The organism is Micromonospora sp. NPDC051006, from assembly GCF_044456245.1.
Classification (GTDB): domain Bacteria; phylum Actinomycetota; class Actinomycetes; order Mycobacteriales; family Micromonosporaceae; genus Micromonospora.
Genome location: NZ_JBITFP010000003.1, coordinates 130,162 through 145,091, shown reverse-complemented (window position 1 = coordinate 145,091; position 14,930 = coordinate 130,162). Strand labels below are relative to the sequence as shown.

Annotated in this window: 13 protein-coding genes; 7 read left to right on the top strand and 6 right to left on the bottom strand. The window is 74.4% G+C overall.

Annotated elements, in window-relative coordinates:
- The first annotated feature begins 113 nt into the window (after window positions 1–113).
- The gene (locus ACIBBA_RS07005; RefSeq protein ID WP_396694565.1) at window positions 114–1,268 is read left to right on the top strand and encodes a GNAT family N-acetyltransferase; all 1,155 of its coding nucleotides are present in this window, start codon (window positions 114–116) and stop codon (window positions 1,266–1,268) included.
- Window positions 1,265–2,374: a GNAT family N-acetyltransferase gene (locus ACIBBA_RS07000; protein ID WP_396694563.1), complete on the top strand. Its 1,110-nt coding sequence runs from the start codon at window positions 1,265–1,267 to the stop codon at window positions 2,372–2,374. The genes ACIBBA_RS07005 and ACIBBA_RS07000 overlap by 4 nt, the downstream gene beginning before the upstream one ends.
- Window positions 2,375–2,432: 58 nt before the next feature.
- On the opposite strand, the gene hpf is transcribed toward ACIBBA_RS07000, so the two are convergent.
- From hpf to mtrA, 5 genes are all read right to left on the bottom strand, one after another.
- Entirely contained in the window at window positions 2,433–3,074 is a 642-nt protein-coding gene (hpf, locus tag ACIBBA_RS06995) for a ribosome hibernation-promoting factor, HPF/YfiA family (RefSeq protein ID WP_396694561.1), read from the bottom strand.
- Between the two features lie 248 nt (window positions 3,075–3,322).
- A complete protein-coding gene (locus ACIBBA_RS06990; RefSeq protein WP_396695176.1) occupies window positions 3,323–3,991 on the bottom strand; it encodes a ComF family protein in 669 nt (222 codons plus the stop codon).
- A gap of 46 nt (window positions 3,992–4,037) precedes the next feature.
- Window positions 4,038–5,849 (bottom strand): LpqB family beta-propeller domain-containing protein, encoded by a 1,812-nt coding sequence (locus ACIBBA_RS06985; protein ID WP_396694559.1) that lies wholly within the window; start codon window positions 5,847–5,849, stop codon window positions 4,038–4,040.
- Window positions 5,846–7,531 carry an MtrAB system histidine kinase MtrB gene (gene mtrB / locus ACIBBA_RS06980; protein ID WP_357049154.1) on the bottom strand — a complete coding sequence of 562 codons (1,686 nt, stop codon included), beginning with the start codon at window positions 7,529–7,531 and terminating at the stop codon, window positions 5,846–5,848. Before mtrB ends, ACIBBA_RS06985 begins: the two co-directional genes overlap by 4 nt.
- 90 nt (window positions 7,532–7,621) lie before the next feature.
- Window positions 7,622–8,311: an MtrAB system response regulator MtrA gene (mtrA, locus tag ACIBBA_RS06975; protein ID WP_350868921.1), complete on the bottom strand. Its 690-nt coding sequence runs from the start codon at window positions 8,309–8,311 to the stop codon at window positions 7,622–7,624.
- Between the two features lie 206 nt (window positions 8,312–8,517).
- On the opposite strand from mtrA, the gene ACIBBA_RS06970 reads away from it, so the two are divergent.
- Genes ACIBBA_RS06970 through ACIBBA_RS06950 form a run of 5 tightly spaced genes read left to right on the top strand, consistent with a single transcriptional unit; the run spans window position 8,518 to window position 13,853 of the window.
- The gene (locus tag ACIBBA_RS06970) at window positions 8,518–9,360 is read left to right on the top strand and encodes a hypothetical protein (RefSeq protein WP_396694556.1); all 843 of its coding nucleotides are present in this window, start codon (window positions 8,518–8,520) and stop codon (window positions 9,358–9,360) included.
- Window positions 9,357–10,112, top strand: a complete 756-nt coding sequence (locus tag ACIBBA_RS06965) for a DUF4129 domain-containing protein (RefSeq protein WP_396694554.1) — start codon at window positions 9,357–9,359, stop codon at window positions 10,110–10,112. The genes ACIBBA_RS06970 and ACIBBA_RS06965 overlap by 4 nt, the downstream gene beginning before the upstream one ends.
- Window positions 10,109–11,557 carry a DUF4350 domain-containing protein gene (locus ACIBBA_RS06960; RefSeq protein WP_396694552.1) on the top strand — a complete coding sequence of 483 codons (1,449 nt, stop codon included), beginning with the start codon at window positions 10,109–10,111 and terminating at the stop codon, window positions 11,555–11,557. The genes ACIBBA_RS06965 and ACIBBA_RS06960 overlap by 4 nt, the downstream gene beginning before the upstream one ends.
- Complete coding sequence (locus ACIBBA_RS06955) at window positions 11,554–12,546, top strand: MoxR family ATPase (RefSeq protein ID WP_357048916.1); 993 nt, start codon at window positions 11,554–11,556, stop codon at window positions 12,544–12,546. Before ACIBBA_RS06960 ends, ACIBBA_RS06955 begins: the two co-directional genes overlap by 4 nt.
- The gene (locus tag ACIBBA_RS06950; RefSeq protein ID WP_396694550.1) at window positions 12,543–13,853 is read left to right on the top strand and encodes a DUF58 domain-containing protein; all 1,311 of its coding nucleotides are present in this window, start codon (window positions 12,543–12,545) and stop codon (window positions 13,851–13,853) included. Before ACIBBA_RS06955 ends, ACIBBA_RS06950 begins: the two co-directional genes overlap by 4 nt.
- A 31-nt stretch (window positions 13,854–13,884) precedes the next feature.
- On the opposite strand, the gene ACIBBA_RS06945 is transcribed toward ACIBBA_RS06950, so the two are convergent.
- Window positions 13,885–14,904: a stage II sporulation protein M gene (locus tag ACIBBA_RS06945; RefSeq protein WP_396694548.1), complete on the bottom strand. Its 1,020-nt coding sequence runs from the start codon at window positions 14,902–14,904 to the stop codon at window positions 13,885–13,887.
- Between the last annotated feature and the right edge of the window lie 26 nt (window positions 14,905–14,930).

Genomic DNA, 14,930 nt, shown 5'->3' with positions numbered 1-14,930 from the left:
TGGTCACTGGTGGCGGTGGACCGGACCCTGGAAAGCGACATATCGCACGCCCGGCGCGGAGACCGCCGGATATCCGGTTACGCCGTGGGCGAACGATCCGGCACGATGCTGCGGTGGAGCCTGTGGAGATCATCGAAGACGGCCTGTTGCTGCGCCCGTGGCGCGCCACCGACGCCGAGGCGGTGCACCGCGCGTGCCAGGATCCGGACATCCAGCGCTGGACCACCGTACCCCGGCCATACCTGCCGGAACACGCCAGCACGTTCGTCACCGAGGTCAGCGGTCAGGACTGGGCGAACGGCACCGGAGCCCCGTTCGCGGTCTGCGACGCGGCCACCGGGGAGGTGCTCGGCTCCTGCGGCCTGGTCACGATCGACACCCGCCTCGGCTCCGCGGAGATCGGCTACTGGACGGCGCCCTGGGCGCGCGGCCGCGGTGTGACCGTGCGGGCCGCCCGGGCGGTCGCCCGCTGGGCGTTCGACACGCTCAAGCTGCGGCGGCTGATCTGGCAGGCGGAGGTGGGCAACCACGCGTCCCGGCTGGTCGCGCTCCGGACCGGGTTCCGGATCGAGGGTCGGCTCCGGCTCGCCGATCCGGCCCCCGAGGGCAGCGCCGACGGCTGGATCGGCTCGCTGTTCCCCGGCGAGGTGCCCGCGGTCGGCACGGCCGGCCCGGCCGCCGCCGGCACCGTCCAGGCCCGCCGGGCCGCCGTCTTCGGCCGGCCGCAGCCCACCCTCTTCGCCACCGCCGGCGCCACCGAGCTGCGGATCCGGCCGATGGAGGAGCGCGACCTGGACGCCGTCGTCGAGACCTGCCGGGACCCCGACAGCATCCGCTGGACCACCGTGCCCGACCCCTACGAGCGGTCGGACGCCGAAGGCTTCCTCGACTTCGTCCGGAACGGCTGGGCGGCCGGGACCAATGCCTGCTTCGTCTTCGCCGACGCCGACGACCGGTACGCCGGCTCGATCGACCTGCGGCTCTCCCCCAGCGACCCGCTCCTCGCCGACGTCGGCTTCATGACCGCTCCGGCCGCCCGCGGCCAGGGCTTCATGCCGGCCGCGCTGGCCGCGCTCTGCGCCTGGGGCTTCACCACCCTCGGCCTGGCCCGGATCGAGTGGCGGGCCAACGTGGGCAACACCGCCTCACGGCGCGCCGCCGAGAAGGCCGGCTTCACCTTCGAGGGCACCGCCCGGGCCGGGGTCGCTCACCGCGGCGAGCGGACGGACGCCTGGGTCGGCGCCCTGCTCGCCGAGGACCTGACGTGACGCCGGAGGTCATCGAGGCTGACGGGGTCCGGCTGCGGCCGTTCCGCCTCGACGACATCGCCGACGTGGTCGCCGGCTGCGCCGACCCGCTGAGCCAGCGTTTCGTCACCGCCCTGCCGGCGCCGTACACCGAGGCGGACGCCCGGTGGTGGATCGCCGAGGGCGCCCCGGCGGTCCGGTCCGGCGGAGGGGCGGCGTACGCCATCGCCGACCCGGCCACCGACCGGCTGCTCGGCGCGGTGGGTCTGAGTCGGCCGGCGTCGTACCTCGGCACCGTCGAGATCGGCTACTGGCTGACGCCCTCGGCGCGCGGGCGCGGGGTGGCCACCGCGGCCGCCCGGGCGCTCAGCGAACACGCCTTCGACGCCGGGTGGGCCCGGCTGGAACTGTTCACCCACCCGGAGAACGCCGCCAGCCAGCGGGTGGCCCTGGCCGCCGGCTTCCGTTACGAGGGGCTACGCCGGGGCGCCGGCCAGACGCGCGGCGGCGGTCGGCACGACCTGCTGACCTGGGTACGCCTCGCCGACGACCCGCCCGGACCGGCCCCGCGGCCGCTGCCCGACCTGCCGCAGGGGCGGCTGACCGACGGTGTGGTGACCCTGCGGCGGTTGGCCCCGGCGGACGCGGACGTGATGTTCCGGCTGCACACCCGGCCGGAGGTGGTCGCGAACCAGGCTCCGCCGGTGCCGCCGGAGCGGGCCGCGATCGACCGCCGGTGCCTGCTGTCGGAGAGCCAGTGGCTCACCGGTGAGCTGGCCCGGATGCTGGTCCTCGACGCGGCGAGCGGTGCGCCGGCCGGCAGCTGCGGACTCTCGGTGAGCGACCCGCACGCCGGTGAGGGCACGATCGGCTACGCGCTGCTGCCGGAGTGGCGCGGCCAGGGGTACGCCACCCGGGCCGTCCGACTTCTCGCCGGCTGGGGCTTCGGACCGGCGGGCCTGGCCCGGCTCGCCGCCGCCACCGTGCCGGAGAACGTCGCCTCGCAGCGGGTGCTGGAGAACGTCGGCTTCCGCCGGGAGGGTCTGCTGCGCGGCCGACTGCCCGGCCTCGACGACACCCGGCTCGACGACCTCGTCTTCGGCCTGCTGCCGGCGGAGTTCCACTGACGGGTCGGGGAGCCGCGGTGGTGACCACCGCGGCTCTCCGGGTCGACCCGACCGGCGCTCAGGTGGCCAGCGAGATGATTCCGTAGTCGTAGGCGTGCCGACGGTAGACCACGCTGGGACGGCCGGACTCCTTGTCCTGGAACAGGTAGAAGTCGTGGCCGACGAGTTCCATCTGGAACAGGGCGTCGTCGATGGTCATCGGCTCGGCGGGGTGCACCTTCTCCCGCGCGATGTGCCAGGGCTGGTCGTCGTGCTCCTCCTCGACCCGCTCCGCGACCGCGGTGGCGGTGGTGGCACGACCGTCGTCGCTGAGCGCGCCCAGCGGGTCGGCGCCGAGGTCGGCGACCGGCAGGCCGGCGGTGGCGGCGGCGACGGAGAGCGGCGCGTGCCGGCCCCGGTGGACCCGGCGTCGGTCGGCCGCACGGCGCAGCCGGGTGTCGAGCTTGGCGATGGCGGCGTCGAGCGCGCTGTAGAAGTCGTTCGTGCAGGCCTCGGCCCGGATCACCGGGCCACGGGAAACGCAGGTGATCTCCACCCGCTGGCAATGATCGGCCTGGCGCGGATTGCGCTCGTGGAACAGCTCGACATCGACTCGAATAAGTTTGTGATCGTAGCGTTCAATCTTGGCGAGTTTCTCGGCTACGTGCACCCGGTAATGGTCCGGCACTTCGACATTTCGGCCCTTGACCACGATGTCCACGTGACCTCCCTTGTTCGGACGTCTTCGATCCGGTCGACCCGGCCGTTCGCCCGGGGGGAGACCCCCGCTCGGCGTCGACCGGTCAGTGCGGCTACGCCTCCTTTCCCCGCCGGGAGCGGGTGGGAAGACCTCCTACCCCCGACAGGAAAACGCTAACTCCTGTTCCCCCGGCAGTCACCCCTGGTTGCCGGAACGGCCAGGATTTTCACAGCTCATTACACCTACGGGTGAAACGGAAACACGAACGGTTACCGCTGTTGCCGTTTCTCCGTCGCCGCGAGCACCGCGGCGACCGTGGGTGAACCGACGGTCGCGCGCAGCGTGCGGGCCGCCGCGGCGAGGGTGACCCCGGTGGTGACGATGTCGTCGAGCAGCACCAGCGCCGCCGCGTCCGCGGTGCGCCGCCCGACCCGCCGGGGACGGAACGCCGCCTCGGCGGCGGCCGCGCGACCGGCGCTGTCCAGCGTCACCGAGTCCGGCCGGGGCAGCGCCCGCAGCGGGCGGAGCACCCGCACCGGCCAACCGGCCCGGCGCAGCCGGTCGGCGCAGACCCGGGCCAGCCGGTCCAGGTGGTCGCCGTAGCGGACTCGGGCCGCCGCCCCGGTGTCCGGCACCGGGACCAGCGCCACCGGCCGGACCGGGCCGACGGCGCCGGCGACGACCTCGGCGAGCAACGCGTACAAGGAGCACGGCCGGGCCAGACCGTGCCGGCCGTGCTCCTTGTACGCGAGCAGCGCCTCCCGCAGCGGGCCGGCGTACGGGCCGAGGGCGAAACAGGGTGGCAGGCCGGACGGGGCGGGGGTGGGGCGGACCGGGTGCGGGCTCAGCGCGTCGAGCACCGCCACGCACTCGGGGCAGACCCCGTACCGCAGCCCGGGGCGGCGCTGCCGGCAGCCGGCGCAGTCGGCGGGCAGCACCAGGTCGCCGAGGTCCGTCCAGAGCCCGCCCAGGCGACGCACGGCGTCAGTAGAGGAAGAAGGGGGCGGACGGGTTGCCGGGGCGAACCCCGGTCGGCGGCGGCGCGACGTCGAGCACCTGCTCGGGCTGGATCCGGTCGAGCGGGTTGCTCCGGTAGGCCACCCCGTTCGCCTCGTACATGAAGGCCCCGGCCGGCACCTGGACGGTCGGGTTGGTGGGGTAGGCGGACAGGTGGGTCACCTTGGCGCCCACCTCGTCGGCGATCGGGGTCTGCACGGCGCCGTCCACGGTGATCTCGTTGATCGCCGACCGGCCGCCCGAGCCGGCCACGAAGAGCCGGTCCTCACCGCCCCAGTCCACCGCCGAGAGACCGGTCAGCGAGGTGACCACCCGTCGGGGCGGCCCGACCGCCACCGCGCCGCCGTCGAGGTTGACCGCCGCCACGTAGAGCGCGCCGCCGGCGATCAGGGCGATCCGCTGGCCGTCCAGCGACGCGGCGACCGCGGTCACCTCACCGGCCGGCAGGTTGAGCACCACCTGGGTGAGTTGCCCGCTCAGGTTGAACCGGTAGAGCTTGCCGTCGGCCACCACCAGCCCCTGGGGTTGCTGCGGGTCGGCGGCCCGCAGCCAGACCGGCCGGCCGAACGCGCCGTGATCAGTGCTCTTGGCGAAGAGAGTCACCGGGTTGGCGCCGGCGCCGATCGACAACCGCTGACGCCCGGACGCCTTCACCACCAGCGCGGCGAGGACCTCCTCGCCGGCCCGGGCGAATCCGGCCGACACCACGTTGCGGTTCTCCTCGGGCTTCACCGGCACCGGGCCACTGGACTCACCGGTGAAGTCGAGCGGGCGGACCGACCCCTCGTACACGCCGAAGCGTTGCGGGCCCTGCCTGAGCGGATAGAGCGGGTCCGACCGACGCCGCTCGGCGAGGTCCGCGGTCGCCGCCGGGTTGTTGCGGATCTTCAGCTCCAGCTGACCGTCCAGCTCCGGCAGCGACCAGGCGAGCTGGGTGACGAGCTGGTCGACCCTCGCCCGGTCGTCGCTGGACATGTCCAGGTTGACCTCCCAGCGGCCGTTCCCGCCGGTGGCGTTGTTGATCATCTCGGTCCGGTCGGGCAGGCCCACCACGCCCGGCCGCAGCCAGTCGGACGGACCGCCGACCAGCCACTTCACCACCTCGTTGAGCCGCCGCTCGGCCGGCACGGCCAGCGGCAGGTAGCGCTGGTCGGGCACCAGCTGGGTCCGCGCCGTGTTCCAGAAGTAGATCGACTCGCCCTGGTAGTAGTCCCGCAGCGCGGTGTCGCTGAGCAGCAGCACGTTCGGCGGGTCCAGGAGGAAGAGGCCGCCGCCGTCGTCGCCCGGGCCCGCGGGGGAGGCGCTGCGCAACTTGAACTCGTACTGCGTCTCGGTGGAGACGGGCGGGACCAGGACGCCGTCGGTGCGGAGCAGACCCAGCTGCTGCACGACGATCCGTACCGTGGTGGTGCCGTCGCTGTTGCCGGTGAAGACCGGCCGGTCCACCGGCCGGACCACGGTCAACGCGACCTCGCTGCCCTGCTTCTCCTGCAGCTTGCCCTTGGCCTCCGGAGCGATGAACTGCTTGACCCGGTAGTACGCCCGGTCCGGCTCGCCGGCCGCGGCGGCGAGGAAGTTGGCGACGAACTTCGCGGCGTCCGCGCCGCTCGACGCCCGGCTCGGCGGCTCGCTGGGCCGGCCGTTGACCGAGCCGGGCTCGGCCGCCGGTTCCCGCCGCTCGTCGATCTGCACGTCGGAGCGCTCCGGTATGCCGCACCCGGTGAACGCAGCGACCGCCAGGGCGCCGCAGAGCGCCCCGGCCATGAACCGTCGCCTCACGAACGCACCTCCGCCCGGGTGGTCTGCGCGTCGACGGCCGGCGCCGGGGTGATGGCCAGTGCGCCGTCCGAGCCCGGGCCGATCGCCAACGGGCCGCCGTCGCGCGGGCCGCCGAACGGCAGTCGGGCGTCCTCGGGCACCAGGCGCAGCGGCGAGGTGGTCAGCCGGTCCCCGGCGCGGGCCGGCAGGGTGAGCCGGAACTGCGCGCCCTGCCCGGGCGCGCCCCACGCCTCCAGCCAGCCGCCGTGCAGCCGGGCGTCCTCCAGGCTGATCGACAGGCCCAGCCCGGTGCCGCCGGTCTGCCGGGCCCGGGACGGGTCCGCCCGCCAGAACCGGTTGAAGACCAGCTTCTCCTCGCCCGGCTTGAGCCCCACGCCGTGGTCCCGGACGGTGATCGCCACGGCGGCCTCGTCCATGCCCAGCGTGATCAGCACCGGTCGACCCTCGCCGTGCTCCACCGCGTTGCCGACCAGGTTGCGCAGCACCCGCTCGACCCGACGCGGATCCACCTCGGCGATCACCTCGGCGCCGGGCAGGTCCAGCTCGATCGGTACTCCGACCCGCTCGGCCAAGCCGGCCAGCCGCTCCGCCACCCGGTGCACCACCGGCACCAGGTCGGTCGGCTCGGAGTCGAGCATGGCGAAGCCCGCGTCGAACCGGCTGATCTCCAGCAGGTCGGTGAGCAGTTCCTCGAACCGGTCCAGCTCGGCCTGGAGCAGCTCGGCGCTGCGTGACACCGCCGGATCGAACTCGTCGCGCTCGGCGAAGATCAGGTCGGCCGCCATCCGGACCGTGGTGAGCGGGGTACGCAGCTCGTGCGAGACGTCCGAGGTGAACCGGCGTTGCAGCCGGGACATCTCCTCCAGCCGCATGATCTGCCGCTGGAGGTTGGTCGCCATCTGGTTGAACGAGGCGGCGAGCAGCGCGAGGTCGTCCTCCCCGTTGACCACCATCCGCTGGTCGAGCAGGCCCGCGGAGAGCCGCTGGGCCGTCCGGGCGGCCACCCGGACCGGGTTCACCACCAGCCGGGTGACCAGGGCCGCGAGCAGCCCGAGCAGCACCACCAGGGCCGCTCCGGTGGCCACCACGGTGGCTCGGGCGTCGGCGGCGGTGGCGTCCTGGCGGGCCAGCGGCACGAGGTAGTAGAGCTCGATCTGGCCGAACCGGGTCGGCACCGGCGAGCCGTACACCAGGTATTTGGTCCGCTCGCCGGTGAGCCGGCCGGTGCCGATCTGGCTGGCCACGTTGCCGTTGGCGACCGCGGCCCGCAGCTCCCGGCTGATCAGCGGCTGGACGTTGGCCACCGGGGCCGTCCGAGTCTGGATGAGCCCCGGGAAGCCGTCCGCGGTGATCGCCACCACCACCCCGCTGGTCTGCTGCGGGTCACCGCCGGCCAGGTAGTTGACCGTGCCCTCGATGGTCTCCTGGAGCTGGGCCTCCTGCGGCTGGCCGTAGAGGTAGACCTGTTTCGCCGTGTAGTCCGCGCCGCTGTTGAGCCTGAGCCGGACGTCGGTCTTGGCGTTCTCCAGCAGGATTCCGGTGATCTTGTCGGCGATCAGATAGGCGAACCCGCCGACCAGGAGGCTGGACGCGACCAGGGTGATCGTGACCACCCGGACCTGGAGCGAACGCCGCCAGGTCTGGTGCCCGCCGGCGATCAGCCGGGCGACCCGCCCGACCAGCGCACGCCACAGCTCCCCGCCGACGCCTCGCCGGCGAGGATTCGCTGTCTCGGGGTGCGGGAGCGGGGAGGAGGCCACAGTGTGACCAGGCTATCCGGTACCCGCCTTGTAGCCCACGCCCCGCACGGTGAGGATGATTTCCGGCCGCTCCGGATCCGGCTCGATCTTGGCTCGGAGCCGCTGCACGTGCACGTTGACCAGCCGGGTGTCGGCCGCGTGCCGATATCCCCAGACCTGCTCGAGCAGCACCTCGCGGGTGAAGACCTGACGCGGCTTGCGGGCGAGCGCGACCAACAGGTCGAACTCCAGCGGCGTCAGCTTCACCTCTTCGCCGTTGCGGCTGACCGTGTGCGCGGGAACGTCGATGCTGATCTGGTTGCCGGGTGGCCCGATGGTCAGCATCTCCGGCGCCACGTCCTCGCCCCGGCGCAGCCGGGCCCGCATCCGGGCCACCAGCTCCTTGGGCTTGAACGGCTTGACCACGTAGTCGTCGGCGCCGGACTCCAGCCCGAGCACCACATCGACCGTGTCGCTCTTCGCGGTCAGCATCACGATAGGCACGCCGGACTCCGTCCGGATCGCCCGCGCCACGTCGATACCGCTCATTCCGGGCAGCATCAGGTCAAGCAGCACGATGTCGGGCCGACTGTCGCGGAACGCGGCCAGCGCCCGTTCCCCGTCAGCGACGAATGAGGGCAGGAAGCCCTCACTGCGCAGCACGATGCCGAGCATCTCCGCGAGCGCGGGGTCGTCGTCGACCACCAGTACCCGGGCTCTCATGGGATTAATATTCCATCCCCATTCAGTTCGGTGGGACCGGCGTCACCCGGCACAGTATCGCCGCCGGCAAGCTTGCCACAGAGATCCGCGCCGCCGGGACCGCGCGCCGGCACCGACCTGCGGACCACCGGATCGAACCGGGCGTGTAACCATGATCCCTGCGTGCGCCGCCGCGCGCCACCGTCGCTCGTCCCCCAGGAGTACGCGTGCCCGACGCCGGCCCGATCGCCGTGCTTCCGCGCCGCCCGCTCACCGTGGGCGAGCTGTTGGACTCGGCGGTCCTGCTGCTGCGCGAACAGGCCCGGATACTGGTGCCGTTCGCCGCCGTGCTCGCCGTCGGCGAACAACTCCTGCTGCTGCCCCTGCGGCTCACAGCCGGCGCTGGCCCGCCGATCTGGTGGTTCGCCAGCGGGCAGTTCGCCTCGTACTGGCTCCTGTTGGCCGTCGGCGCGGCGACCGAGGCCGTGATCATCACGCTGCTCGGCAACCCGGCCGCCCGGGCCGCCGGAGCGGCACTGCTCGGCAGCGCCGCCCGTCCCCGCGAGGTGCTCCGGCCCGCCGGCGCCCGGTGGGGGTCCACGCTGCTGCTCGCGCCGGTGGTCGGCGCCCTGATGCTCACCGCCGCGCTGTTCGGGCCTGCCTGGTTCGTCGGGTTCGCTCTGCTCGGCGGGCTCGTGCCCGCGCTCGTCGTCGACCGCGTCTCGGCGCCGCGCGCCCTGCCCCGGGCGGCAGCGCTGGCCGTACGCGGCGGGGCCCGGGCCGGGCTGATCCGACTGCTCGGCTATCTCGGCTGGTGGGTGCTCCGGGTCGGTCTGGCGACCGGCGCCGTGCTCGGGCTGAACCGGCTCGACCTGTTCGACGCCGGCTGGGCGGTGCCGGTCGCCCTGCTGGTCTGGGCCGGCGTGAACAGCGTCGCCTACCCGGCGCTGGCCTGCCTCGACGCGGTGCTGCACATGGAGACCCGGATGCGCACCGAAGGTCTGGACATCCTGCTCTCCCGGGCGCCGGCCGGCACGCCGGAGCCGGTCCTGCGGGCGGCCGGCCGATGAGCTTCAGCCGGTGGTGGACCGAGACCACGGCGGCGCTCGGTGATCACGTGCCGCTGCCGCTGGTGGCGTTGCTGCTGGTCGTCGCCGCGGCGCTGGCCGCGCTGGCCTGGCACACCTTTCCGGCCTGGGTGCCCCGCCGGCTGCCCCGGATCCGGCTGCCGCGGATCCGCCTGCCGCGACTGCGCCGGCCGAGGCTCCCCCGCTTCCGACGCCGGCGACGCCCCGCGCGCAAGGCCGCCACCGCGACCGAGCCGACTGCGATCGCGCCGCTGCCGCCGGACACTCCGGGCCCCGCACACCTCTCGCTGGCCGACCGGCTCGCCGCGGAGGGCCGCTATGCCGAGGCGGTCCGGGAGCGGCTGCGCGACATGATCGGTGAACTGGTCAGCCGGCAGGTGGTGCCCCGCCAGCCCGGGCTCACCGTGCTCGAGGTCGGCGCGACCGCGGCGCGGAACCGGCCGCCCACCGGACCGCCGGTCGCGGCCGCCGGCGCGATCTTCGCCGAGCTCTGGTACGCCCAGCGGCCCGCCTCGGCCGAGCACGACCGGCGGATGCGGGAACTCGCCGCCGACCTGCACCGGGTGCTCGCCGAGCCCTCCAGCACCGCTGGCGCGCCGGCCGCCGTACCCGGACCGGGCGGTGGCCCGGTTACCGTCCCCGGGCAGCACGGCGGCGGAACCGACGCCCTCGGAAACGCCGGTGGGCCGGCCGCCCGGTCCGAGCCGGCCGGCGCCCGGGAGGCCCGACCGTGACCGCCACACCGCAGACGGCCGCCCGCTCGGCCACGGCGACCGCCAAGGCGCCGCGCCCCACGCCGGCCCGTCCCCGGCGTCGCTGGTACCGGATCGCCGTGCCGTTCGGGCTGGTCGCCGCGCTGATCGCCACCAGCCTGATCACCCGGGCGGTGGACCGGCCCGACCCCGACGACCCGGGCTACCTCTCCCCGGTGGAGACCGGCGGACACGGTGGCAGCCGGCTGGCCGACGCACTGCGCCAGCGAGGAGTCGCGGTGCAGCGGGAGACCGATCTCGTGCCCGCGCTGCTGGCCACCCGCGCCGGTCCCGCCACCCTCTTCGTGCCCGCCCCGGACCTGCTGCACCCGGACACCCTCGGCGGGCTGAGCACGCTGCCCACCGGCACCCGGCTGGTGCTGGTGGACCCGTCCCGACGGGTGCTGGACGGTGCCGCCGTACCGCTGCACCGGACCGACCGGCGCTGGACCACTAAGGTGGTCGGTCCGGAGAACGCCGGGCGAGCCTGCCCGCTGACCGAGCTGGGCGCGGTGCGCCAGGCCGCGTTAGCGCGCCAGCGGTACGCGTCCGACGGCGACGCCGACCTCTGCTTCGCGGCCGGGCTGGCCCGGCTGCCCGGTGCCGCCGAGACCGTGGTGGTGGGCGCCGACGACCCGTTCCGCAACGATCGGATCGACGAGCCCGACAACCGGGAACTGGCCACCGCCCTGCTCGGGGTGCGCGGCCGGGTGCTCTGGCTGGATCTGGACGGTCCCGCCCCGCCCCCGCCGGGCGCTCCCGGCACCGCGGCTCAGCCGAGCGAGACGTCCGAACCCGGCGACTCCCCCGGCGAGGAGCCGGGCAGCGGCACGCCCAACCCCCGGCCCGGCGCACCGGGCAGCGGCTCCGACGACTCGTCGAGCGGAGGCGACCAGAACGGCGAGAATTCAGCCGGCAGTGCGGACCAGAACCCGCCGAACCCGCTCTGGACCGCCTTCCCACCGTGGTTCTGGGCACTGCTCGCGCAGCTCGCGCTGGCGCTGCTGCTCGCCGTGCTCTGGCGGGCCCGCCGGCTCGGAGCGCCGGCACCCGAGCCGCTGCCGGTGACCGTACGGGCCGCCGAGACGGTTCTCGGCCGGGCCCGGCTCTACCGTCAGGCCGGCGCGCGCGGACCGGCGGCCCGGACGCTGCGGGCCGCCACCCTGACCCGTCTGCTACCCCGGCTGAACCTGCCGGTGGACACACCGCCGGACCGGGTGGCCGCGGCCGTCGCCGCCCGCACTGGCGACGGCCCGGGCGAGATCGAGGAGCTGCTGTACGGCGCCGACCCGGACACCGACCGGCAGCTGCTGGATCTGGCCCGGTCGCTGGACCGGATCGTCCGTACCGTCGTCGACTTCCCGGCCGACCGGGCGCACCCCGCCGAACCGCCACGAACCGACCCGACCAAAGGAGGACCCCGGTGACCCGACCCGCCGGAACCACCGAGCTGCCGCACATCGGCCCCGACGACGCGCGCGCCGCCCTGCACCGGCTGCGGGCCGAGGTCGGCAAGGCGGTCGTCGGCCAGGACGCGGTGGTCACCGGGTTGGTGATCGCCCTGCTCTGCCGGGGGCACGTGCTGCTGGAGGGCGTACCGGGGGTGGCCAAGACGCTGCTGATCCGCACCGTGGCCACCGCGCTGGACCTGGACTCGAAGCGGGTGCAGTTCACCCCCGACCTGATGCCCGGCGACGTCACCGGCTCGTTGATCTTCGACCCGCACACCGCCGCGTTCACCTTCCGCGAGGGCCCGGTCTTCACCAACATCCTCCTCGCCGACGAGATCAACCGGACCCCGCCGAAGACCCAGTCGGCGCTGCTGGAAGTGATGGAGGAGCGACAGGTGTCGGTGGAGGGCGGACGGCGCCCGCTGCCCGACCCGTTCATCGTGGCCGCCACCCAGAACCCGATCGAGTACGAGGGCACCTACCCGCTGCCCGAGGCGCAGCTCGACCGGTTCCTGCTCAAGCTCACCGTGCCGCTGCCCAGCCGGGAGGAGGAGCTGGGGGTGCTCCGCGCCCACCACGCCGGCTTCGACCCGCGCAACCTGGCTGCGGCCGGCGTACGGCCGGTGGCGACCGCGGCCGACCTGGCCGCCGCCCGGGCGGGGGTCGGCGGGGTGCACGTCGCCGAGCCGCTCCTCGGCTACCTCGTGGACCTCTGCCGGGCCACCCGCAGCACCCCGGCCCTGGAACTGGGCGCCTCGCCGCGTGGCGCCACCGCGCTGCTGAACACCGCCAAGGCGTGGGCCTGGCTGGCCGGGCGGGACCACGTGGTTCCCGACGACGTCAAGGCGGTGGCCCGGCCCGCCCTGCGGCACCGGCTCCGGCTGCGGCCGGAGGTGGAGCTGGAGGGCGTCGGGGTCGACGCGGTACTGGACACGGTGCTCGCCACCGTGCCGACGCCGCGATGACGTGGCGGGCGGCGGTGCTGCTGGCGGTCGGGGCGCTGACCCTGCCGTTCTGGCCGTCGCCGTTCGCCGGGGTGCTGCTGATGACCGGCGGCGTGCTGCTGCTGGTGGCGGTGGACCGGCTGCTGGCGGTCCCGCCGGCGGAGCTGACCGCGCAGCGCGAGGGCGAGCGGGTGGTCCGCCTCGGCGGCACCGCGACGGTCACCCTCCGAATCGACAACCCCTCCCCGCGTACGCTGCGCGCCCAGGTGCGCGACGCCTGGGTGCCGTCGGCCGGCGCCCGCCCGGACATCCCGCCGCACCGGATCGTCACGGTGCCCGCGGGCGGCACGCTGCTGCTGCCCAGCCGGCTCACCCCGACCCGGCGCGGCGACCGGGCGGTCGCCGCGCTGACCGTCCGCTCGTTCGGCCCGCTGCGGTTGGCGTTCCGCCAGCGCGCCGGCCGGCCCGCCACGCCACCATGGACGCTGCGGGTGCTGCCCCGGTTCGACTCCCGACGGCATCTGCCGGAGAAGCTGGCCCGGCTGCGGGTGATCGACGGCACCCAGGTCAGCCGGGGACGCGGCCAGGGCACCGAGTTCGACACGCTGCGCGAGTACGTGGTCGGCGACGACGTGCGGTCGATCGACTGGCGGGCCAGCGCCCGGCAGGCGGACGTGCTGGTGCGTACCTGGCGGCCGGAGCGGGATCGGCGGCTGGTCTGCGTGCTCGACACCGGCCGCACCTCGGCGATCCGGGTCGGCGACGAGCCCCGACTGGACACCGCCATCGACGCGGCCCTGCTGCTCACCGCGCTCGCCGCCCGGGCCGGCGACCGGGTCGACCTGCTGGCCGCGGACACCGCGGTCCGGGCCACGGTCGCCGGCACCGGCCGACCGGCGCTGCTTCCCCGGCTGGTGCACGCGCTCGCCCCGCTGCAGCCGGCGCTGGTCGAGACGGATTTCGAGCTGATCGCCGGTGAGGTGCTCCGCCGGCAGCGCCAGCGCAGCCTGGTGGTGCTCTTCACCGCGCTGGAGGCAGGCGCGCTCGGCGAGGGGCTGCTGCCGGTGCTGCCCCGGCTGGCCGCCCGGCACCGGGTGCTGATCGCGGCGACCCACGACCCGGTGCTGTCGGCGTTGACCGCCGGCACGCCGACCCGACCGAAGGACGCCTACGCCGCGGCGGCCGGCTGGCGGGCGCTGGCCGAGCGGGACCGGGTCCGCAGCGCCCTGGCCCGGCACGGCGTCACGGTGGTCGACGCCCCGGCCGGCGCCCTGGCCACCACCCTCGCCGACACCTACCTACGCCTCAAGGCCCTCGGCCAGCTCTGACCCCACCGACACCCTCCGGTTGATCATGAAGTTATTGCCAGTCACCTCGGCGTGTCGCGCCAACAACTTCATGATCAACGGGGTCCGGCTGGTCGGCGGGGTGGGGGGCGGGGGCGGCGGTGGCGCGGTGGCCGAGGATGAGGACGTAGGCGAGGAAGGCGAGCCAGACGGCGGCGCCACAGGCCACCCGGAGCGCGATCGGCACCGGCGCCGGGGTGATGAACGCCTCGACGAACGCGGAGACCGCGAAGAGCCCGACCAGGCCCACGGCGACGAGGATCGCGGAGCGCCCGGCCCGGGCCACCGCCTGACCCCGGCTCAGCTCGGCCGGCGGTGCGATCCAGGCCCAGGCCGTCCGCAACCCCACCCCGGCGGCCACGAACACCCCGGTCAACTCCAGCAGGCCGTGCGGGGTGATCAGGCCGAAGAAGACGTCCGCCCGGCCGTAGGAGACCATCACCCCGCCGACCACGCCGATGTTCAGCGCATTTTCCCAGAGCAGATAGAAGACCGGCACGATCAGCACCCCGGACGCCAGGCACTGGGCGGCGATCCAGGCGTTGTGCGTCCAGAGGTGGAAGGCGAAGGTCGGTGCGGAGAACTCGGTGTAGTAACCGGCGAACCCGGAGTCGACCAGTTCCGCCGCGGCCTGCTCGCCGATGAACGCACCGGCGGTGTCCGGGTTGTTCGCGACGAACCAGATCAGGAAGAAGCTGAGCAGGCTGAAGCCGGTCGCCACCCCGCACCACCAGGGCCAGGCACGGTAGACCGCGCCGGGAAAACCGACCAGCAGGAAGCGGGTGACCGCCGCCCAGGAGGGGCGGGACCGGCCGGTGAGCCGGGCCCGGGCCCGCAGCACCAACTGGGAGAGCTGATTGACCAGCGCCGGATCGGGTGACCGGCTGCGCAGCGCGGAGAGCTGAGTGGTCGCGCGTTGGTAGAGGACGACCAGCTCGTCGACGTCGGCGGCATCGAGATGGCGACGCTTGCACAGCTCCTCCAGCCGCCGCCACTGGCCACCGTGCTCCGCGACGTACGCGTCGAGATCCACGCCCCACCCCCGTCCCGGCGATCATA

Coding starts and splice junctions, on each gene's coding strand:
- mtrA (WP_350868921.1), bottom strand. CDS start 8,311: ATGAGAGCCCGGGTACTGGTGGTCGACGACGACCCCGCGCTCGCGGAG.
- ACIBBA_RS06965 (WP_396694554.1), top strand. CDS start 9,357: ATGAGCTTCAGCCGGTGGTGGACCGAGACCACGGCGGCGCTCGGTGAT.
- ACIBBA_RS06950 (WP_396694550.1), top strand. CDS start 12,543: ATGACGTGGCGGGCGGCGGTGCTGCTGGCGGTCGGGGCGCTGACCCTG.